The organism is Brucella pecoris, from assembly GCF_006376675.1.
In the GTDB taxonomy this organism is placed as follows: Bacteria; Pseudomonadota; Alphaproteobacteria; order Rhizobiales; family Rhizobiaceae; genus Brucella; species Brucella pecoris.
The window spans coordinates 356,381-375,614 of the sequence record NZ_VEWK01000002.1; the positions used below are offsets into that span (position 1 = coordinate 356,381).

Consider the following 19,234-nt stretch of genomic DNA (forward strand, 5'->3'; position numbering starts at 1 on the left):
CGCAAAGGATGTTCTCTAGTGGTCTGATTCCAACATTTGCATCCCTCAGCTCAAGCGCTGAGCAAATGTTGGAATCAACAAGACCACTAGCAAGTATATGTATCTAGTGGATTTTTCGAATTTGACGTTTGAAACAGCATATGTGTCAGCCGTGATTCAAACGTCAAATTCAATCCACTAGCGAGCACCCAAGCGATCGATCACGCGCGCTGGCAGATGAAGAGCCAGGGAGGCCTGCTCAAATGTACCCTGACCGGCAGCGATGAAAGTGTCGTCCATGCCCGCATATTCGTCAGTAATAAGCCTGCGCAGCAGATAGCCTGAACCCAGGAACTTGATCAGCGTATCTGAGCTTGCGAACAGGGTATGACCACCGCTATCGACTTGGGAAATATCAAGAACCTGAATATTCTTGTTCTGCAGGAAAGCGATGTCAAAGCCGCTGCCAACCCGCGGCTCCCCGCCCGCCAGCCTGCGAGAAATATCGAGAGCCCGATCACGCCGCGATACGACAATCGTGAAAGGTTTGGGCAGATAATCAATGTCGTCAATCTGGCTGCGGAAGAGGTCAGGATCGAGATCAGGAGCTGCAAGCAGAACGCCCTTGATACGTTGCAATACATTGCGGCGTTTATTTCCAGATAGAGTTCTCAATGCTTCCATGACGACGACCGCGCCCATCGAATGCCCAACGATGACAATGCCATTGGCATTGGTCTGCGCCGCCAGTTCAAGTGTTTCTGCCAGTCCCCTGCGTGCGATGATCGCGCTGTCACGATCATAGAGATATCGCGTAAATGCCGCGGCAGACGCCCATGAAAAATGGATCGGCACCGAAGAGACATCATAATCGTGAACAATCTGGGCGTTGCGGAACAGTCCTTCGGCAAAGTTGTTGTTGTAGCCGTGGACGAAAATGAAGATTTCGCGCTGCGACGCCGGGCGGCTTGCCAGACGCCGGTTCAGCTCTGCGATCATTGCCTGTCGATCCGGCAACGGGGCATAGTTAGAGGCTATAAAATTCCTTCGGGGATCAGGCTTGACCGATGCAGTTTCAACAGTGCCCGGACGGTGCGTTTCAGGAATATGCACGTCGATGGTCGAGAAGTTCAATACTTCGGATCTGTTGCGGGAATAAGCGATACTCGGATCGCCTACTCTCTCCCGCACCGTTGCAACCGTGAACGGAACCACCGCTCTGGAATGCGCCCGGTCGACGACATCTGTTCCCAGACCGGTGACAGCCCTGTTACCAGCGCATCCTGCTACGATGAGCAGAACAAAAGCGAGGATGAAAACTTGCTTCAACTCATATCCTCGCTCGAAAATCGACGCAGCACGGCAGCCTGGTCGCGATGGTTTCGCATGCACAGTTTTCTGGCAACGCCATACTATGAGGTTGTCGGCAACGCTCCTTCGAGCGCTTTCTTGAGGCGCTGCTCCTGCTCGACAGACAAGGACGTTTTCAAGACCCTGCCGCGCAGGTCGGGGAAATCGGCCATAACCCTGTCCCATTGAATCTTGCGCAGAAGAACGAACAAGGCGGATGAATTTTCCGGGATCGTCTCGCCAAGCGACACGATGAACTTATCGTCGATACCATAATCGGTTAGCGAGCCCGACAAAGCTCCGGCACCAGCACCGACTGCGCCGCCAAGAGCCATACCGGCAAGTGGGTTGAGAAAAATAAGCCCCACCAGTCCGCCCCATATCGCTCCGGAAAGCAGCCCCGATCCGGCACCCACGGCTGGCAGATTGTATTTCTGCTTGAGATGAACCTTGCCCTGTTCATCCCGCACGACAATCACCGCATCCTCAAGATCGACAAGATATTCCTTTTGAAGCTGGTTGAGCTTCAGAAGAACGGCATCCGCCTCTCCCACGGTATCAAATCCAATTACAACAAGTTCCGACACTATTGTTTTCCTTTCCTCTAAGCCCGAAATGACGCTGTCACATAGATCAGCGGCGCCATCTTACGGTGCGAACATTCGTAATTCTTCCGTCTCTGGCCCGCACGGTCACATCATAGGTTCTGCGGGACCGATCAGCCCGGTAAAGAAAATGGCTGCCACGGCAATCCAACGCGCGAACATTACGAAAACCGCGCATTCTCAGCAGTCGAGCACCTTCGGCACATCGTATTCTGTGACCGTTATTGATCCGTGTTCCAACGACAACCGAATGGCTCTGACTGAAAGCAGGAACCGTCTCGGCAACAGTTCCAATGGTAAAGATGGCAGTGAATGCGAGAATAGCGGCGACCGAATGTAGCTTCATGCTTCCCTCCAAGTAACAAAGAACCACAACTCACCAGCCGAACCTGTTCGCCAATTTCGTGATTGGCGTCACAAGCGAACGCCTCCAGATAAAGGTAAAACGGTCGGAAAAACGCCAGTTAGAGCGCGTTTCGATCTGAATGGATCAGATCTGCGCTCTATTATTTTTTGTTTGGACGCACATCCCGAAAACCGTTTCACACTTTTCGGGATGTGTTCCAAACAAGCTTTTGGAACGCCCACAGATACAAGTTGATCGAGAGGCGCTCCAAATAACAAATGCAAAAATTGAGTGTAGACATACTGAAGCAGCATGTCTTTATCTCAAAACTGGTTCAGACTTGTGGGCGACGTGCCTCAGCGACAACGCGCTTCATAAACACGGCCGTGCTGATCGCGATAGCGGCAATACTGAACGCCGTTACGGGTTTGAGCCACGCCAACCAGCGTACCTGCCGCTGCACCGATAGCTGCGCCGGTTAGCGCGCCACGCGTGTCACCTCCAATGGCAGCTCCGGCAAGCCCGCCAATCGCGGCGCCGCCAACACCATAGCCGGCTGTTCTTCGTTCATCTGTCGTGCACCCGCTGGCGGTGGCGCCAATTACGGCCATCGTCAAGACGCTGTACAGGATCATCCTCATTGAAATATCCTTCCCATTTTGATTATGCCTTTATCCGATATTACATAGGCCGCATCTTGAAAGGTCAAGCTATCCGGTTTGCAGCCCGGTCACTGGTTCTTCGATCAAAGAACTTTCAGCGTTATTCACGGGAAAAGCCGAATATTTCGGCGAACCAGCTCGTAGAGGAATATTGCGCGCAGAAAGTCAAACTAACGATAGTGATTGGCACTCCGATAAAGGCTCCGAAGACGCCCCAAAGCGAGCCCCACGCGAACACGGAAAAGAGCGTTGCAAACGGCGACAGGGAAAGTGTCTTACCGGTCAACCGAGGCTCGATCACACTTCCGATGACAGATTGTATGACGTTCAACCCGACAAAGAGGGCAAGCACCCACTGCCAGTCGGCGAGGTGCGTGAACGCGAATGCGGTAATGAAAAGTGTAGCGACAAGGGGGCCAAGAAAAGGAATGAAGTTCAGGATGAACGCGACAAATCCCCATGTTTCGGAGAACGGCAATCCAATCAGACGGGTCAGAAGCCAGACAAGGGAACCCGTGGCAAGGCTCATCACCCCCCTGAGCAGCATGTAGAACCGAATTTTTGCGGCTGCTGACCGACTAGCCTGAAGAAACCTATTTGCGGCGGACTCGTTTTTCAACTGCTTGATCCGCGAGCGAAACTCCTCGGTTTCCGCAAGGCCCAGCAGAACATAGACCAGCGCCACGAGCCAGAAGCTGAACGTATTATTGAGGCGGCTACCTATCGATTGAAGTGTCCGCAGTGCCCAGCTCACGCTGAAATTTTCAGACCAAAGAACTGAAGTCGCTATGCCATGCGCATCAAGCCATATTTGAATCTGCTCATATAAGAGCTGATATCGAACCGCGTCGATCAATATGCGACGCCCCACCTGCCCGACGGTCCATGCGATCAACCATCCGAACCCGAGCAGAAGCAATACCACCAGAAGAAACGTGACGGCCAATGCGAGATAGCGTGACATGATTGTTGAAAGAGCACTTTGCGCCGGCCAAACGAGCATAATAATAAATAGCGCAAACGCGACCGGCGCGAACACTGCCCTGCCGTAATAGAGCAATGCAATCAAGACGCATCCTGTAATCAGGATCAGGGCTGCATTGCTGGCTTTCGGCATAAAACCTCCCCACCCCCAACAGGCGAAATCAAATTATGTTCTCCGGGTATTCTTGTGAATCCTGCCATCTTTCATGACGATCGCCAGCGTCTGCTCCGGCTTTTCAAGCACATGGATATCATCGAGCGGATTCTCATTCAGAACCAGAAGATCGGCAAATGCCCCAGGTTCGACGAGACCGAGCTTGCCGGGGTAAGGATTGCGCAAATTGGAAAGCTCCAGCAGCTCGGCATTGACCGATGTTGCTGCGCGGAGAACGTCCGCGTTCGAATACCACTGACTCAAATGGGTCAGCATGAAACTCTGGCGCGGGGTCAATGCAGGCGAGAACAGAACATCGGAGCCCCAGGCGGTCTTGATCCCGTATTTGCGAGCAAACTCATAAACCCTTGGCGTACCGGCAAAAAGCTGTTGAATGCGTTCGGCACCGGGGCCCGTTTGTGAGGCCGCATCGTCCATGGTCAGGAAAGGCTGCATGCTCAGCCAGACATTCTTCTCCGCGAACATACGCGCAGTTTCTTCATCCATCAGATGCGCATGTTCGACACACGCAGCACCCGCTCTGATAGACCTCTGAACCGTATTCGATGCATAGGCATGAACCGTGACATAGGTGTTCCAGTCCTTTGCCACATCGACCGCAGCGCGAATTTCATCCTCGCTGAATGTCGACATATCCAGCGGACTGCGTGGCGAAGATACACCACCGCCAGCTACGATCTTGATCTGCGATGCACCCTGCAACAACTGCTCGCGCACACGCATCTTCAGGTCGCCAGCATCATCGACGATTGCCGCAGCTCCAATCAGCTCGCCAGTGCTGAGTCTGCCGCCGTCGCGTGGAATTTCCGTTGGTAGTCTGAGATCACCATGTCCCCCAGTCGTCGTTATCATCGCGCCTGCGGGAAAAATGCGCGGGCCAGCGATAATCCCCGTGTCGATCGCACGCTTGAACGAAAAAGTCGGCCCTCCCAGATCACGCACCGTCGTAAAGCCGCGCAGAAGCGTGCGTTCCGCCTCTGCCGTGGACGCTGCGAAAATTATGCCCAGATCTCCCTCCAGAAGAACCGGCAGCGGAACCGCGGCGTAAACAGCATGCCAGTGCGCGTCGATCAGACCCGGCATCAGCACGCGGTCGCCGCAATCGATAACCGTTGCCCCATCTGGCGGAGCGCTGTTTGTCGTATCGACCGCTGCGATGCGGTTGCCATCGACCAGAACTTGCACACCGGACTTAAGTGAATCCGCTTTCCCGTCGAAGAGCCGCGCCCGCGTCAGAAGAATTTTGGGGGACTGCGCATAAGAACGATCCGCAACCATCGCCGCCGCTGCAGTCGCGGCTGCACCTGCAAGAAAATGTCGTCGTGACAATCGGTCCAGTCGTCGGGAAACCTGTTGTAATATCGGGCTGGAGCAACCACAGCCGTCACCGTGAATGAAATGCTGATATTTTCCACCCAGTCGAAACATAGCAACTCCCGATTGAATCAGTTATCCAAAAAGGCTACTTGAGTATCTTGAAGTAATATACGTCGATAAATCTGCCCCTGACATCGTTTTCGACACGCCCCCGAATTTCAATTTTGTTCTTGGTATTTATTTCTCTTCCGCGCCAGACTTCCCGCTCTATTCGAACTCGCGTTCTTCCGGTGTGATCCTGAAAAACATACTGGGCTCTTCTCGCATTGCTTTTGATCGAACCGGTAAGCACCACACGGGTTCCGACCGGCGTCCGGGTTATGGCATCCGTCGTGACTGTATTTCGGGCTTTAAAAGAATCCAGAAACTGGGCATGTGAAACATTCAGAGGGCCCAGGAAGAACAGGCCCAACATCAACGTAAATTGAATCATACGCTGCTTCACCGAGGTCATGAACTTTCACCTCCTTTTAGCAATGATCGATTTTCTTCTTCAGCGTCAAAGAAACTGCGGTCGATGATTAGCTTTATCGCGGGAAGAAAAAAGATATTTTCCCGAGAAAAATCCAAGTCTTAATTTCTGACTGGTTTTTCCTTCGGTTTTTCTCGCACGCACTTAACTTGAAAGTCCATAAGAAGGTTTGCATGCAGCTTCCGACTCGCTGGAATTGCTGCTCCACGCGCAGCTTCGTCAATTGATCAATGCCAGGCGTGTGGACGGATTTCACCAGAAACGAAGTCGCCGCTAATCCACGAGCGTCGTTTGTGCCTGACCGTCAAGCACTTCATCGGTCGCGGGTGCATGCAGCCGACAATATGACGGCAGATTTCGGCAAGGTGTCTGCCGAGCCGACATTTTACCGGGTGAAGTGAGCCAGGAGATATGACAGCTTCGATTGCAAGTCGGGAACAAAATGCGACGGGCAAGATCATCGAATAATGATGACGACAACAAATAGCGCGGGGGCGGAACTGAAAACGTTGGAACTGGCTCAGAACGAGCAGAATTATATGCGCGAACTGCGCAGGGAATTTCACAGACATCCGGAACTTTCCTTGAATGAAAAGCGCACGTCTGCGCGTATCAGGAAAGAGCTTGATGCGATCGGCGTCCCATATACTCAGGTTGGAGAGTTTGGGATCGTGGCAACTATAGTTGGTACACAAAGCGAGCGGGTTATCGCTTTGCGTGCCGATATGGATGCGTTGCCAATAGAAGAAGACAACCCTCATCTGGAATACAGATCTGACGTGCCTCGCGTGATGCATGCCTGCGGTCATGACGGGCATGTCGCCATGTTGCTGGGAGCGGCGCGCGTACTTGTCCAAGCGCGCGATCAGCTTCATGGAACAGTCAAGTTATGCTTCCAACAGGCTGAGGAAGTTGGCGAGGGAACGGAAGACATTCTGCGAGAACTCGCAGAATACAATGTTGAAAGCGTGCTGGGCATTCACCTCTGGTCTGAGTTGGAGACCGGCAAAATCTCCATTGAAGCAGGCCCTCGAATGGCGGCAGGGCAATCCATCGACCTGACGATCCATGGCATTGGAACACACGGCGCCTATCCGAACAGGGGCGTCGACCCCATCATCGCGACTGCAGCGATTATCATGAATTGTGCCGCACTCGTTAGTCGTGAATTTGACCCGACTGAACCTGTCGCATTAACTTTTGGAAGTATCTGCGGCGGCAATGCAGACAATGTTATTCCAGATAGTGTCAGGGTCTCAGGCACCATGCGTGCAACGCGACCCGAAACGATGAGCTATCTTGAAGAAGCGCTAAAGCGGACTGTAGCCAGTACGGCTGATGCGTTTCGGACACGCGCTGAAATCAGGTTCAGTGGTGGTGTTTCGGCAGTGACCAATGATCCAGCATGCAGCAATGTTGCGCGGCGCGCCATTCAAGCTCTTGGTCTGGAAAAGGACTGCATCAGCTTCAATACGATAATGGCGTCAGAGAACTTCGCCGACTTCCTGAACGTCTATCCAGGTGTCTTTGCTTTCATCGGTGTGCGCAATGAAAAGATCGGCGCCATCTATCCCCACCACCATCCAAGATTCAACATTGATGAAGATGTGCTCTTCAGAGGGGCAGCCCTGTATGCGCAGCATGCAATAGAATACTTCAGGCGAGAAAACTAACAACATTATAAACATATAAATTTCTTCAGAAACTTTATTTTACTTTCAAATTTCAACAACACGGGAGGAAATTATGAAATACTTGAAAATCGCAACAATAACACCATCAGTAATCGCGATGGCGCTATCTTTAGGAGCAGGCATTGCTCACAGCGATGGGCCAATGAAACTAATCATTGGTACAGAGGGCGCCAATCCACCAATGAACTACCAATTGGCGGATGGCACGGTTGCCGGATTTGAGGTTGAGATCGCCAAGGCGCTCTGCGACCAGATGAAAGCGCAATGTGAATTTGTCGCCCAGGACTGGGATGGTGCTATTCCCGCCATACAATCGGGGAAGTTCGATGCGTTTCTGGCTTCGATGTCGATCACCGAGGAGCGAAAGAAGCAAGTCGATTTCTCCGATAAATACTTCAACCCGCCTCCGGGAATGGTGGCATTGAAGGATGCGAAAATCAACGGCGTCTCCAAGGACGATCTTGCTGGCAAGACCATCGGCGTGCAGGGATCGACGACCCACGCAAATTATGCTGAGGCTTACTTTACCGACAGCACGGTAAAGGCTTATCCAACCTCTCAGGAATTCAAACTGGATCTCGTGAACGGACGTCTTGACGCCATTAATGATGACAGTGTGTCTCTTGCGGAATGGCTTAAGACACCGGAAGGGGCCTGCTGCAAAATGGTCGGCACATATCCGCCCGTTTCAGAATATCACGGAGCAGGCGTTGGAGCTGCCATCAAGAAGGGACGCCCGGAACTGATCGCTAAGTTCAACGAAGCGATCAAAGCGATCCGCGTCAACGGAAAGTATAAGGAAATCAACGATAAATACTTTGATTTCGACGCTTTCGGAGCTGACAACTAAACAACCTTGATGAAGGAGAAAACACTACCGGGCTTCATTTGAATCCTGGTAGGCCCCTTCAGATTGTAATCCCTGCGCTCTAACAATCCATAGTGCAGGGATTTACATTACTGCTCGTTCAACCGGCGTCCGACAGTGGATTCAGGCGTTACTGCCTCAATTTCTGCAGCCAGCCAGTGCTTGAGGATGGGGCGATGCGCTCCAATCACATTGACAACAGGCACCCCACTTTCGCTGGCAATTTCCGTAACACCACTTTTCTTCCGAACAGGGAGCCAGAAAATTCCGGTCTTCTTTGAGATACAACAAATCCGCTTTGTGCCTGTCGTTCTAGAATGGCTCGAATGATGATGCGGCTGTCGTCATCATGCTTCGAAGCCTGACAGCCACGGAACAATATGATGTCGGCAGAACCTGTCTCACTATCCCCAGTAATCGATGTTCGCACCATACCGCCCATTTCGCGACATGCGACGATCTTCTCAATGATCGATTCGCTCGAACCCGGTGAAGTGTTGGAAATCATCAATGATCACGATCCAGTGCCGCTGCGCCATCAGCTTGAAACCCGCAATCCGGGCACATTTTCGTGGGTTTACAAGGAAACAGGTCCGCTGTGGCGGGTCGAGATCGGTCGCCGAAAAGGCCATCATGGCGCTGACCATGAATGCACCTGCGGCAATCACTGAAGTCTTATAGGCACAACGTCCGGGACGAATTGAGATGATCGGCGCGACGCTTTCCCGTTGGACCCTCTCCTACTTTGCCGCTTCGCTGGCTTTCCTCGTCTTTGGACTTGCCCTGATGGCAGGTGGTTTCGGCTTTCCGGGTCATGGAATTCGCGCGGCTGAAACACTCATAGTCGTGCATGCTATATGCATCGGTTGGCTCGCCCTGCTCATGAGCGGAGCGCTCCTGCAGTTCGTGCCGGTTCTGGTGAACAGATCTCTGTGGGGAAGCCGAGCAAGCCTCCCCGCCCTGCTTCTAGTCGTGACGGGCCTGTCCGGCCTGCTCGTTGCCTTTGCAGGTATGGCTGGGCTGACAAACAGCCCGGCATGGTTGCTCCCGGCCTCGGGCTTCCTGTTGACCTGCGGATTTTCCGCCATTTTCGCCATATTGGGCACGACGCTCTGGCTCGCTCGTCCAATCACCCTGCCCGCCCGGTTCGTTGCGGCAGGCATATGCTGCCTTCTGATAACGGCTTTGCTTGGCAGCATTTTTACCTTTGCGCTTTCCGGTTTCACCGAGCAACTCGCTCTGCTCCAGATTGCCGGAGCGGCATTGCCAGTTCACGCCGCGCTTGGCCTTGGTGGCTGGATGACCTTTACCGCGATGGGCGTCAGCTACAGACTGCTGACAATGTTCATGTTGTCGCCAGATGCTGTGCGGCAGACCACCAGAATCATATGGTGGGAAGGCGCTGCGGCTCTGACCATCCTCGCTGCCGGAATAATCGTTGTCGCGTTAGGAGTGGGATCGGTCGAAATCGCCGTCACGGCGGCGCTTGTTCCCGGCATCGCCTGCATCGCACTCTATATCATTGATATTCATGCGATCTACCGGCAACGCAAACGCAAGACGATCGAGCTGAACAGCGCCGCCAGTATTCCCGCCTTCATCGCGCTCGGGTTCTCGCTCCTTCTGGCAATTGCCCTGTTCTGGACGGGCACCTCTGATGCGATGACTGCTGCCCTCGTCTATCTGTTCACCTTTGGATGGCTAACGGGCCTCAGCCTTGCCCAGCTCTACAAGATCGTACCGTTTCTGACCTGGCTCGAATGTTATGGCCCCGTCATGGGACGTGCACCGACACCGCGCGTGCAGGATATGGTCAGCGAACGCCGCGCACGACAATGGTTCGCTCTTTATTATACCGGCGTTGCAGTGGCGACGCTGGCTTTGATTACTGATTACCCGGTCGCGTTTCGTTTGGCCACGACCTTGAATCTCGTAGCGATCCTTGCATTGATCGTGCACTTCTTCCGCGCCCGACGGCTTCTCGATGTACCGGACGGCTTACGTCTGCCAAAAGGGGCGACCCTGCCGCATCTTATCTATGCCGGCGAACCAATTCTCAGGAGATCGAAATGACAGTCTCAGCTCAGGACATCTCGCACCACGTACTGGACGTACGCCCGCTGATCAAGGGCGGCGTGGAACCATTCAATGCGATCATGGAAGCAATCGACAACCTTTCGCCGGGACAAAGTCTTCTGCTGGTCGCGCCGTTCAAGCCAGCGCCGCTTTTCAGCGTCATGGAGCGGAAGGGCTTTTCCGCAAAGCCCGAACCGCTGGAGAATGGTGACTGGCAGGTGCTTTTTACTCCGGTGATCGATGCCGCTCCTGAACTGCGGTTCTCGGACAATGTTGTTTCGCCGGATGTCTGGCCAGAGCCATCGCGCTATCTCGATTGCACGGACATGCAGCCGCCTGAGCCGATGGTGCGCATACTTGCCGAGGTGGAAGACATGCCTGCCGGTGCGGTTCTGTTCGCCCTGCTGCACCGCGAGCCTCTGTTCCTCTTCCCCGAACTCGAAAATCGCGGTCACGAATGGGTAGGCAACTTCGACGAGACCGGCGCCGCCTATCGTATCATGATCCGCGTTGGAGACGCGAGGTAGTTGTCATGCAACACGAAACATATGCCCATATGGAAAAGCAGATCATCGAAAGCCTCCGTCTTGTGCTTGATCCTGAACTCGGATTCAATCTTGTTGATCTCGGCATGATCTACAGCATCGACATTGGTGATGGCGGGAATGTCGATATCAGCATGACGACGACGACACCCGGCTGCCCGGCAGCGGGTTTTCTCACCGATGCCGTTCGTGCCAGCGCCGAAACTGTTGAAGGTGTCCGTGCGGTGAATGTCAAACTGACCTACGAACCGGAGTGGATTCCGGAAATGGCAATGCCTGAAGTGCAAGCGCGGTTCGCACTCTAAGCGCCCTATACGCCAATCACCAAAGCCAGCGAACGGAACTGATCTGTTCGCTGGCTTCACTTTTGATCGAACCTCTTCGTTTCAGCCTTTGTTCCAGCGCAAATAAAGCAGAACATATGTCAAGCAACCAATTTAACTCATTGATATTTAACAATTAATATTACTGAACTTTCCGCATCACCTTGATCGCAGTCAAGGACCATCGAAACATCTCTTTCTATGATCGGCATGACAGAGCAGGAAATGCTCGGTCCTATCGTAAAGGAGAGTATCGATGGTCGACCAGATGCAAATCAGCCGCCGCAGCATATTGGCAGGAGCCGCCCTCGCCGGAGCGCTTGCGCCGGTTCTGGCAACCACATCCGCCTGGGGACAAGGCGCGGTGAGGAAGGCAAGTGTAGCAGAAATAGCGGCACTCCCGCGCCAGAAAGTGGAGTTGGTAGACCCTCCCTTCGTGCATGCCCATAGTCAGGTTGCAGAAGGCGGACCCAAAGTGATCGAATTCACCATGGTGATTGAGGAAAAGAAGATCGTCATCGATGATGCGGGGACCGAAGTTCACGCCATGGCATTTAATGGCACCGTTCCGGGACCGCTCATGGTCGTGCATCAGGATGATTATCTTGAACTGACCCTCATCAACCCCGAAACCAACACGCTGATGCACAATATCGACTTCCACGCGGCAACGGGTGCGTTGGGCGGCGGCGGGCTGACCGAAATCAATCCGGGTGAGAAGACCATTCTGCGCTTCAAGGCGACGAAACCTGGCGTCTTCGTCTACCACTGCGCACCTCCCGGAATGGTTCCATGGCACGTCGTATCGGGCATGAACGGTGCAATCATGGTGCTGCCGCGCGAGGGCCTGCATGATGGCAAAGGAAAAGCCCTGACCTATGACAAGATCTATTATGTCGGCGAACAGGATTTCTATGTGCCGCGTGACGAGGACGGGAAGTTCAAGAAATATGATGCGCCCGGTGACGCATATGAAGACACGGTCAAGGTCATGCGCACCCTCACCCCAACCCATGTCGTGTTCAACGGCGCTGTTGGTGCACTGACCGGCGACAAGGCCATGACGGCAGCGGTCGGCGAGAAAGTCCTGATCGTCCATTCGCAGGCCAACCGCGATACGAGACCGCATCTGATCGGAGGCCACGGGGATTATGTCTGGGCGACCGGCAAGTTCAACACGCCGCCGGATGTCGATCAGGAAACCTGGTTCATTCCGGGCGGCGCGGCCGGAGCAGCTTTCTATACGTTCCAGCAGCCCGGCATCTATGCCTATGTGAACCATAATCTGATCGAGGCCTTTGAACTCGGCGCTGCGGCCCATTTCAAGGTCACGGGTGAATGGAACGACGATCTGATGACATCGATTCTCGCGCCATCCGGCACGTAAAGCGAATGCATGGAGGCGCCTCAACTCCCAGGGCGCTTTCCGCAAACCTTCCCTGAATCGTGCTTTACGAAGAAAGGCTTGGGCTGCATCCATCTGCCTCCCGGATGGATGCACTCCCTCGATATCCGATGAACGAAGGCAGAGGAAAAAAATGCCTGCGTGATCTTGCCGTAGCCGTTCCGGCGGTTGTGCTGGCAGTCGTCGCGGGGTTGTTTGTCGTTGACGCCGTCGGGCGACCAGACCACGCAATTCCCGGCGCATCACCTGTCGGTCCCGAGACGATTGTCATCGCGCCGCGCACCATGACTTATCGGGCGGATGGCGATTTTCAGAAGAACAATTATCCTGTCGATGCCCCGTTGATCACCAGCAAACTGCAGCGGGCATTCGAGATCATGAAGTATCAGGTTAGCACGACCGATTACGAACGTTGCGTCGCTGATGGCGGCTGCCAGCCTGCCGAGACCTTGCCACACAATCACGATGCATCCGCTGCAGATGCTCCCATAGTTGGCGTCAGCTATGATGATGCACAAAATTATGCGGACTGGCTTTCGCGAAAAACCGGCGAAATCTGGCACTTGCCCACGGACGAGCAATGGGCTTTCGCCGCTGGCTCGCGCTTTCCCGACGATGCGCTCGGCGTCGAGGACGATGCTGCAACCAATCCGGCACTGCGCTGGCTGAGGGATTATGAAAAACAAAGCGCCCGCAAACTGGACAGGAACCCTGCCAGACGTCCTGCCGGTGCATTCGGTGTCAACGAACTGGGCGTGGCCGACATCGCGGGCAATGTGTGGGAATGGACCCAGACCTGTCACCGCCGCGTCAATATCGATGCCTATGGCAAGCAGATTGCAGAAATGCCTTCATGCGGCGTTTATGTCGTCAATGGCAAACACCGCGCGGCGATGAGCTCTTTCATTCGCAACCCGAAAACCGGAGGATGCAGCGTCGGAGTCCCACCTGATAATCTTGGTTTCAGACTGGTTCGCGACAATCGCTGGCATGTTGTGATGTGGAAGCGCATCCAGAATATCGGCGCATGAGGGATTAACTGTGAATGCCCGATCCCCGGCCCCGAAAACAATTCCAAGCCCGCTTTGCTGTGCTAAAGTGAATGCGTGGTCCTGGAGTGTGAGAAACGCAATGTCCATGATAGATCGCGGACTGGTCAGGAAACTGTCGCTGTTCGCAAAAATGAGCGATAGCGAACTCGATAAACTTGTTTCGTACGCCTCTATAAAACGCGTCCCTCCAGGAGAGGCAATTTTCGAACAGGGCGACGATGCGGTTCTTTTCTATCTCCTCCTGCATGGGCGATTGAAGGTCAATCAGGTGACGCCGGACGGACAGCAGATCATTGTCCGCATGGTGCATCCCGGAGATCTTTTCGGGTTCGCCAGAGCCTTGCAGAGAAGCGATTATCCCGGCACTGCGATCGCCGTCGCTGAAAGCATTGTACTGGCCTGGCCCACGGAGCTTTGGGATTACTTTGTCGAGCAGAATCCCGGTCTGGCAATGAATGCAATCCAGACAATCGGCAAAAGGCTGGAAGAAGCCCACACGCGTATTCGTGAAATGTCGACGGAAGAAGTAGAGCGGCGTGTCGCACACACCGTTCTGCGCCTTGCACGTCACGCAGGCCGGAAAGAAGAAGACGGCATCCGAATCGATTTTCCGATTACGAAGCAGGATATTGCCGAAATGACCGGAACAACGCTGCATACAGTGTCACGCATTCTCACCGGCTGGGAAGCGCAAGGGTTTGTTCGCGGCGGACGCCAGAAACTGACCGTCCTCAATATGTCGGGTGTGAGACGGCTTGCCGACGGCGAGCAATAAAGCAGCAGGGAAGTATAAAATACGATAAAAACAATTAGTTGAAAAACACTCTTCTCAAAGAGATTCGCGGCACGCTCTTCGTGTCATCCGAAAACTTCCCGTTCCTCGGATTTCGCTGCGAGCAGCGCCTCTATCATCAGCTTTTCCGACAGGATATGGCGGCGCACGCTCTCCAGAAAACCACGAAGCATATATGAAATGGTGTCGGAAGCGAGGCTGGAACGGCGCTCTGCAATCGCCGTCAGGGTCTGCGACAATTCCTCGGCGGCCAGTCGGTCATAACGATGTTCTGCCTTCAGGCGTTCAATGATAGCGGTAGCAAAATGGGACTGAGCCTGCCGGCTGAAATCGGGAAACAGAACTTCTTCTTCGAGCGCATGGGTTTCGCCGACAAGGCGCGGTATAAGCATGGCTATACGCCGATACTCCTCCATTGAAGCGTCAGTTTCGAGATCACCAGCGATTTCTTCCAACTGCAGACACAGCTCCAGCAAGTCGTGATGGTGGGTTTCAAGACGACTGACATCGACCGCGTGCAAAACTGACGATGCTTCCATGGCTTTGTCTCCCCCGACCTACTGACCGAGGAAAAGAACGGCTGCAATCACGATGGAAGCGGCAACTGCGGATAGCGTCCCCGCGCCCTGCAATGCCCCCATACGATAGAGAACCAGCGAGAAACCGATGATCGCGGGCGTGGCGACCATGAGTCCGATCTGTGCATCCGTCATTGAAACGTCCTTTGCTGTTGCCACGATACAATGTCGTCGCCAGCACATTTCTTCTTTGCCAAAACGCAAAGAAGGTCCGAACTGCGGGCGCTAGGCATGTTCCATGTCTGGAACCGAAGAAATAGCCATAGCTGCAATAAGTTCAGAGGATCGCGCGGAAGACGATCTTCTGCTCTGGATTCTCGTGTGGAGCGAACTCATCGCCTTCGCAATCCTGCTGATTGCGTTCATTGTGATGTCGATCATCAATGTGGAAGGGGTTGCACAGTTGCGCGCGCATCTGAGCCCAGGGCTCGCTGCAACCAACACCGTTGTGCTGCTGATGAGCGGCTGGCAGGCGGCGGTCGCCGTGCGCAGGCGTAACGATATAAGTCAGGCTCGCCGGCCACTTTTATATGCCGCCTTTTTCGGCCTGATTTTTGTGGCAATCAAACTGGTCGAGTATTCGCATGAAATCCGGTTTGCAGGCGAGGAAGCGACGGGGTCGTTCTTCGAGCTTTATTTTCTCCTGACCGGTTTTCACCTTTTGCATGTGTTGTTCGGTTCGGTCGTACTGGCCCTTGTCGCGTGGCGACCGACACGCTCGAATGTCCTCCTCATTACGACACTCTGGCATGCCATCGACCTCGTATGGCTGGTGATGTTTCCCGTTCTTTATCTCGCTTGAGGCCCGCTGTGTCCGATCGCAACCACCCTTCGCTGACCCGCACATTTGTCATTCTGATTCTTCTCGCTCTAAGCGGTGCATTCATCGCAGGCACCAGCGCCGGAATGCTTGTAGGCATCGTCATCGTGTTGATCCTCGCATTTGCAAAAGGCTGGTTCGTCATTCTCGATTTCATGGAAATGCGAGGGACCAACGGCATATTGAAGCCTGCCCTGCTGGCCTGGCCTGCTGTTTTGCTCACGCTTGCTTTTGCGCGTTCCATCATTGTGCGAGCCCTCTTCTGAACAACAGTGTCGGTATTTGCCAAATCGCAAAGAAGGCTTTCCTCCGACCGATAGAACAGTCCTGTCCCGTGATGCTGGCGAGGGGATTGACCAGCCACATTATCGACGGGGGATTTGTTGCCGGGGCTTTGTCCCTCGGCCGATGAAAGGACGAAGGGATGGCAGAACGCCTAACCAAGACCGGCGCTCGAAACGTCTTCTACGGCGGGTCTATTTTCTTTTTCGCGATCTTCGTGGGGCTGACAGCGCACAGCCACTACTACATGAAAACGACTTCCACGGATGAATCCACGCTGACGGAAGCGGTCGCGCGCGGCAAGCACATCTGGGAGAAAAACTCCTGCATCAATTGCCACACGCTGCTTGGCGAAGGCGCTTATTTTGCACCCGAGCTTGGCAATGTCTGGAAGCGCTGGGGCGGCGAAGAAGACCCCGAAGGCGCACGCGAGACGATGAAAGCCTGGATGCAGGCACAACCTACCGGGATCGAAGGGCGTCGCCAGATGCCTCAGTTCAACCTGAGCGAACAGGAACTCAACGATCTGGCTGATTTCCTCGAATGGACCAGCCGCATCAAGACGCAGGACTGGCCGCCCAACGAGGCAGGCTGAGCGCGGGATGAACGGAGTTACACGATATGAAATATGAAAGCCAAAAGGTCGCGATGCTCTATTTCTATGGAGCACTCGTCCTGTTCATTGCGCAGGTCGCATTCGGCGTTCTCGCCGGTACGATCTATGTTCTGCCCAATACGCTCTCCGAGCTGCTGCCCTTCAACATCGTCCGCATGATCCATACCAATGCGCTGGTCGTCTGGCTGCTGATGGGCTTCATGGGCTCGACCTATTATCTGCTGCCGGAAGAAACGGAAACCGAGCTCTACAGCACCAAACTCGCCGTCATCCAGTTCTGGCTGTTCTTCGTGGCGGCCGGTGTCGCTGTTGTCGGCTATCTGTTCCATATTCACGAGGGGCGTGAATTTCTCGAACAGCCATTCATCATCAAGGTCGGCATCGTCGTCGTCTGCCTGATCTTCCTGTTCAATATCACGTTGACGGCGCTCAAGGGCCGCAAGACGACCGTGACCAACATCCTTTTGTTCGGTCTGTGGGGGCTGGCGCTGTTCTTCCTGTTCGCCTTCTACAATCCGATCAATCTCGCGCTCGACAAGCTCTACTGGTGGTATGTCATCCATCTGTGGGTTGAAGGCGTGTGGGAACTCATCATGGCGTCGATCCTCGCCTTCCTGATGATCAAGCTCAACGGCATCGACCGCGAAGTCGTCGAAAAATGGCTTTATGTCATCGTTGGCCTGGCCCTGTTCTCCGGCATTCTTGGAACAGGTCACCATTATTACTGGATCGGTGCACCGGGCTACTGGCAGTGGATCGGTTCGCTGTTCTCGACACTGGAAGTCGCTCCGTTCTTCACCATGGTCATCTTTACCTTCGTGATGACATGGAAGGCCGGTCGCAAACATCCAAACCGTGCTGCCCTTCTCTGGTCTATCGGTTGTTCGGTGATGGCTTTCTTCGGTGCGGGCGTATGGGGCTTCCTGCATACCCTGTCGTCGGTCAACTATTATACCCACGGCACGCAGCTTACCGCCGCCCACGGGCACCTCGCCTTCTTCGGCGCCTATGTCATGCTCAATCTCGCAGTCATGGCCTATGCGATCCCCGAATTGCGTGGACGAGCGCCATACAACCAGATGCTCTCCATGGTGAGCTTCTGGGCCATGTGCACGGCCATGTCCGTGATGACCTTTGCGCTCACCTTCGCAGGTGTTGTCCAGACCCATCTGCAGCGTGTTCTGGGGGAAAGCTTCATGGTCGTGCAGGACCAGTTGGCGCTGTTCTACTGGATACGCCTTGGCTCCGGCGTCGTGGTGGTGATTTCGGCCTTCATGTTCATCTGGGCCGTCTTGGTTCCGGGCAAGGAACGCCGCAAAAACACCTCCGGCTTCGTACAACCCGCCGAATGATCGACACCAGGCCCCGCCTCATGGCGGGGCTTCATTGCCTGATACAAAGGAAAACGGCCATGAACCCCATTCTCAGAAATGTAGAAAATGCCGATGTCTCGATCCCACCATACAGCCCGTCCGGTAATGAATGCGCGCTCTTTGAAATGGCCTGGACGCGTAAGCTGCCATTGCTTCTCAAGGGACCGACCGGTTGCGGCAAGACGCGCTTTGTAAGCCATATGGCCGCAAAACTCGGCCTGCCGCTTTCTACGGTTTCCTGCCATGACGATCTGGCGGCTGCTGATCTGACCGGGCGCCATCTGCTGAAAGGTGGCGATACCATATGGGTCGACGGTCCGCTGACCCGCGCAGTGCGCGAAGGCGGCATCTGCTATCTCGACGAGATTGTCGAGGCGCGCAAGGATGTGGCCGTGGTTCTGCATCCGCTGACCGACGACCGCCGCCTTCTGCCATTGGAACGCACCGGCGAACTGCTTGAAGCGCCTGACGGCTTCATGCTCGTCGTTTCTTATAATCCGGGTTACCAGAACCTGCTGAAATCCCTGAAGCCAAGCACGCGACAGCGCTTTGTCGCCATCGAGTTTGATTTCCTGCCCAAAGAACAGGAAATCACGGTGGTGAGCGAAGAAAGCGGCCTCGCTGCCCAAAACGTTGCGCCCCTGGTGGCACTGGCTCACCGGCTGCGAGGGCTGAAAGGTCATGATCTGGAAGAAGGCGTTTCAACACGTCTGCTGGTCTACTGCGCCACGTTGATCGATGCTGGCATGTCGCAGCGCGAAGCCGCACGCGCCGCGATGATCGAGCCGCTGACCGATGAGCCGGATGTGAAAGCCGCTTTGATCGAAGTTGCTGATGCAATGCTGAAATAGGCAGACAT

The 19,234-nt window shown here is 54.3% G+C and carries 22 protein-coding genes; 14 read left to right on the forward strand and 8 right to left on the reverse strand.

What is annotated here, in order from left to right; genetic code table 11:
- Positions 1 to 177: 177 nt before the first annotated feature.
- From FIB18_RS05035 to FIB18_RS05070, 6 genes are all read right to left on the reverse strand, one after another.
- Positions 178 to 1,308: an alpha/beta hydrolase gene (locus FIB18_RS05035; protein ID WP_168436526.1), complete on the reverse strand. Its 1,131-nt coding sequence runs from the start codon at positions 1,306 to 1,308 to the stop codon at positions 178 to 180.
- An 83-nt stretch (positions 1,309 to 1,391) separates the two neighbouring features.
- A complete protein-coding gene (locus FIB18_RS05040) occupies positions 1,392 to 1,916 on the reverse strand; it encodes a DUF1269 domain-containing protein (RefSeq protein WP_140019709.1) in 525 nt (174 codons plus the stop codon).
- 720 nt (positions 1,917 to 2,636) lie between these two features.
- Positions 2,637 to 2,921, reverse strand: coding sequence for a glycine zipper 2TM domain-containing protein (locus tag FIB18_RS05055; RefSeq protein WP_140019712.1), 285 nt, complete (start codon positions 2,919 to 2,921; stop codon positions 2,637 to 2,639).
- A gap of 121 nt (positions 2,922 to 3,042) precedes the next feature.
- Positions 3,043 to 4,059: an AI-2E family transporter gene (locus FIB18_RS05060; protein WP_140019713.1), complete on the reverse strand. Its 1,017-nt coding sequence runs from the start codon at positions 4,057 to 4,059 to the stop codon at positions 3,043 to 3,045.
- A 33-nt stretch (positions 4,060 to 4,092) separates the two neighbouring features.
- Positions 4,093 to 5,529 (reverse strand): metal-dependent hydrolase family protein, encoded by a 1,437-nt coding sequence (locus tag FIB18_RS05065; protein ID WP_140019714.1) that lies wholly within the window; start codon positions 5,527 to 5,529, stop codon positions 4,093 to 4,095.
- A 34-nt stretch (positions 5,530 to 5,563) separates the two neighbouring features.
- On the reverse strand, positions 5,564 to 5,932 hold the full coding sequence (locus tag FIB18_RS05070; RefSeq protein ID WP_140019715.1) for a YgiW/YdeI family stress tolerance OB fold protein: 369 nt from the start codon (positions 5,930 to 5,932) through the stop codon (positions 5,564 to 5,566).
- Positions 5,933 to 6,417: 485 nt separating this feature from the next.
- On the opposite strand from FIB18_RS05070, the gene FIB18_RS05075 reads away from it, so the two are divergent.
- The 9 genes from FIB18_RS05075 to FIB18_RS05115 all read left to right on the forward strand — a co-directional run bounded on the left by FIB18_RS05075 (position 6,418) and on the right by FIB18_RS05115 (position 14,688).
- Positions 6,418 to 7,623 (forward strand): M20 metallopeptidase family protein, encoded by a 1,206-nt coding sequence (locus FIB18_RS05075; protein WP_235894834.1) that lies wholly within the window; start codon positions 6,418 to 6,420, stop codon positions 7,621 to 7,623.
- 73 nt (positions 7,624 to 7,696) lie between these two features.
- A complete protein-coding gene (locus FIB18_RS05080; RefSeq protein ID WP_140019716.1) occupies positions 7,697 to 8,494 on the forward strand; it encodes a transporter substrate-binding domain-containing protein in 798 nt (265 codons plus the stop codon).
- 401 nt (positions 8,495 to 8,895) lie between these two features.
- A complete protein-coding gene (locus FIB18_RS05085; RefSeq protein ID WP_140019717.1) occupies positions 8,896 to 9,183 on the forward strand; it encodes a DUF2249 domain-containing protein in 288 nt (95 codons plus the stop codon).
- A 34-nt stretch (positions 9,184 to 9,217) separates the two neighbouring features.
- Positions 9,218 to 10,585, forward strand: coding sequence for a hypothetical protein (locus FIB18_RS05090; RefSeq protein ID WP_140019718.1), 1,368 nt, complete (start codon positions 9,218 to 9,220; stop codon positions 10,583 to 10,585).
- Positions 10,582 to 11,115: a DUF2249 domain-containing protein gene (locus FIB18_RS05095; RefSeq protein WP_140019719.1), complete on the forward strand. Its 534-nt coding sequence runs from the start codon at positions 10,582 to 10,584 to the stop codon at positions 11,113 to 11,115. The genes FIB18_RS05090 and FIB18_RS05095 overlap by 4 nt, the downstream gene beginning before the upstream one ends.
- A 5-nt stretch (positions 11,116 to 11,120) precedes the next feature.
- Positions 11,121 to 11,438, forward strand: a complete 318-nt coding sequence (locus FIB18_RS05100; RefSeq protein ID WP_140019720.1) for a metal-sulfur cluster assembly factor — start codon at positions 11,121 to 11,123, stop codon at positions 11,436 to 11,438.
- 274 nt (positions 11,439 to 11,712) lie between these two features.
- On the forward strand, positions 11,713 to 12,843 hold the full coding sequence (gene nirK / locus FIB18_RS05105; RefSeq protein WP_140019721.1) for a copper-containing nitrite reductase: 1,131 nt from the start codon (positions 11,713 to 11,715) through the stop codon (positions 12,841 to 12,843).
- Between the two features lie 128 nt (positions 12,844 to 12,971).
- Positions 12,972 to 13,892, forward strand: coding sequence for an SUMF1/EgtB/PvdO family nonheme iron enzyme (locus FIB18_RS05110; RefSeq protein WP_140019722.1), 921 nt, complete (start codon positions 12,972 to 12,974; stop codon positions 13,890 to 13,892).
- 100 nt (positions 13,893 to 13,992) lie between these two features.
- Positions 13,993 to 14,688 carry a Crp/Fnr family transcriptional regulator gene (locus FIB18_RS05115; protein WP_140019723.1) on the forward strand — a complete coding sequence of 232 codons (696 nt, stop codon included), beginning with the start codon at positions 13,993 to 13,995 and terminating at the stop codon, positions 14,686 to 14,688.
- An 83-nt stretch (positions 14,689 to 14,771) separates the two neighbouring features.
- Here the strand turns inward: FIB18_RS05115 and FIB18_RS05120 are convergent, their stop codons facing one another.
- Positions 14,772 to 15,245: a hemerythrin domain-containing protein gene (locus FIB18_RS05120; RefSeq protein ID WP_140019724.1), complete on the reverse strand. Its 474-nt coding sequence runs from the start codon at positions 15,243 to 15,245 to the stop codon at positions 14,772 to 14,774.
- An 18-nt stretch (positions 15,246 to 15,263) separates the two neighbouring features.
- Complete coding sequence (locus tag FIB18_RS24950) at positions 15,264 to 15,419, reverse strand: hypothetical protein (protein ID WP_010660610.1); 156 nt, start codon at positions 15,417 to 15,419, stop codon at positions 15,264 to 15,266.
- A gap of 103 nt (positions 15,420 to 15,522) precedes the next feature.
- Between FIB18_RS24950 and FIB18_RS05125 the strand changes: the two genes are divergently transcribed.
- The 5 genes from FIB18_RS05125 (at position 15,523) to FIB18_RS05145 (ending at position 19,226) form a co-directional block, all read left to right on the forward strand.
- Positions 15,523 to 16,086 (forward strand): cytochrome c oxidase subunit 3 family protein, encoded by a 564-nt coding sequence (locus FIB18_RS05125; RefSeq protein ID WP_140019725.1) that lies wholly within the window; start codon positions 15,523 to 15,525, stop codon positions 16,084 to 16,086.
- Positions 16,050 to 16,370 carry a cytochrome C oxidase subunit IV family protein gene (locus FIB18_RS05130; protein WP_210296025.1) on the forward strand — a complete coding sequence of 107 codons (321 nt, stop codon included), beginning with the start codon at positions 16,050 to 16,052 and terminating at the stop codon, positions 16,368 to 16,370. Before FIB18_RS05125 ends, FIB18_RS05130 begins: the two co-directional genes overlap by 37 nt.
- A gap of 158 nt (positions 16,371 to 16,528) precedes the next feature.
- Positions 16,529 to 16,981, forward strand: a complete 453-nt coding sequence (locus tag FIB18_RS05135; RefSeq protein ID WP_140019727.1) for a c-type cytochrome — start codon at positions 16,529 to 16,531, stop codon at positions 16,979 to 16,981.
- 26 nt (positions 16,982 to 17,007) lie between these two features.
- The gene (locus tag FIB18_RS05140; protein ID WP_140019728.1) at positions 17,008 to 18,354 is read left to right on the forward strand and encodes a nitric-oxide reductase large subunit; all 1,347 of its coding nucleotides are present in this window, start codon (positions 17,008 to 17,010) and stop codon (positions 18,352 to 18,354) included.
- A 59-nt stretch (positions 18,355 to 18,413) separates the two neighbouring features.
- A complete protein-coding gene (locus tag FIB18_RS05145; RefSeq protein ID WP_140019729.1) occupies positions 18,414 to 19,226 on the forward strand; it encodes a CbbQ/NirQ/NorQ/GpvN family protein in 813 nt (270 codons plus the stop codon).
- Positions 19,227 to 19,234: the final 8 nt, after the last annotated feature.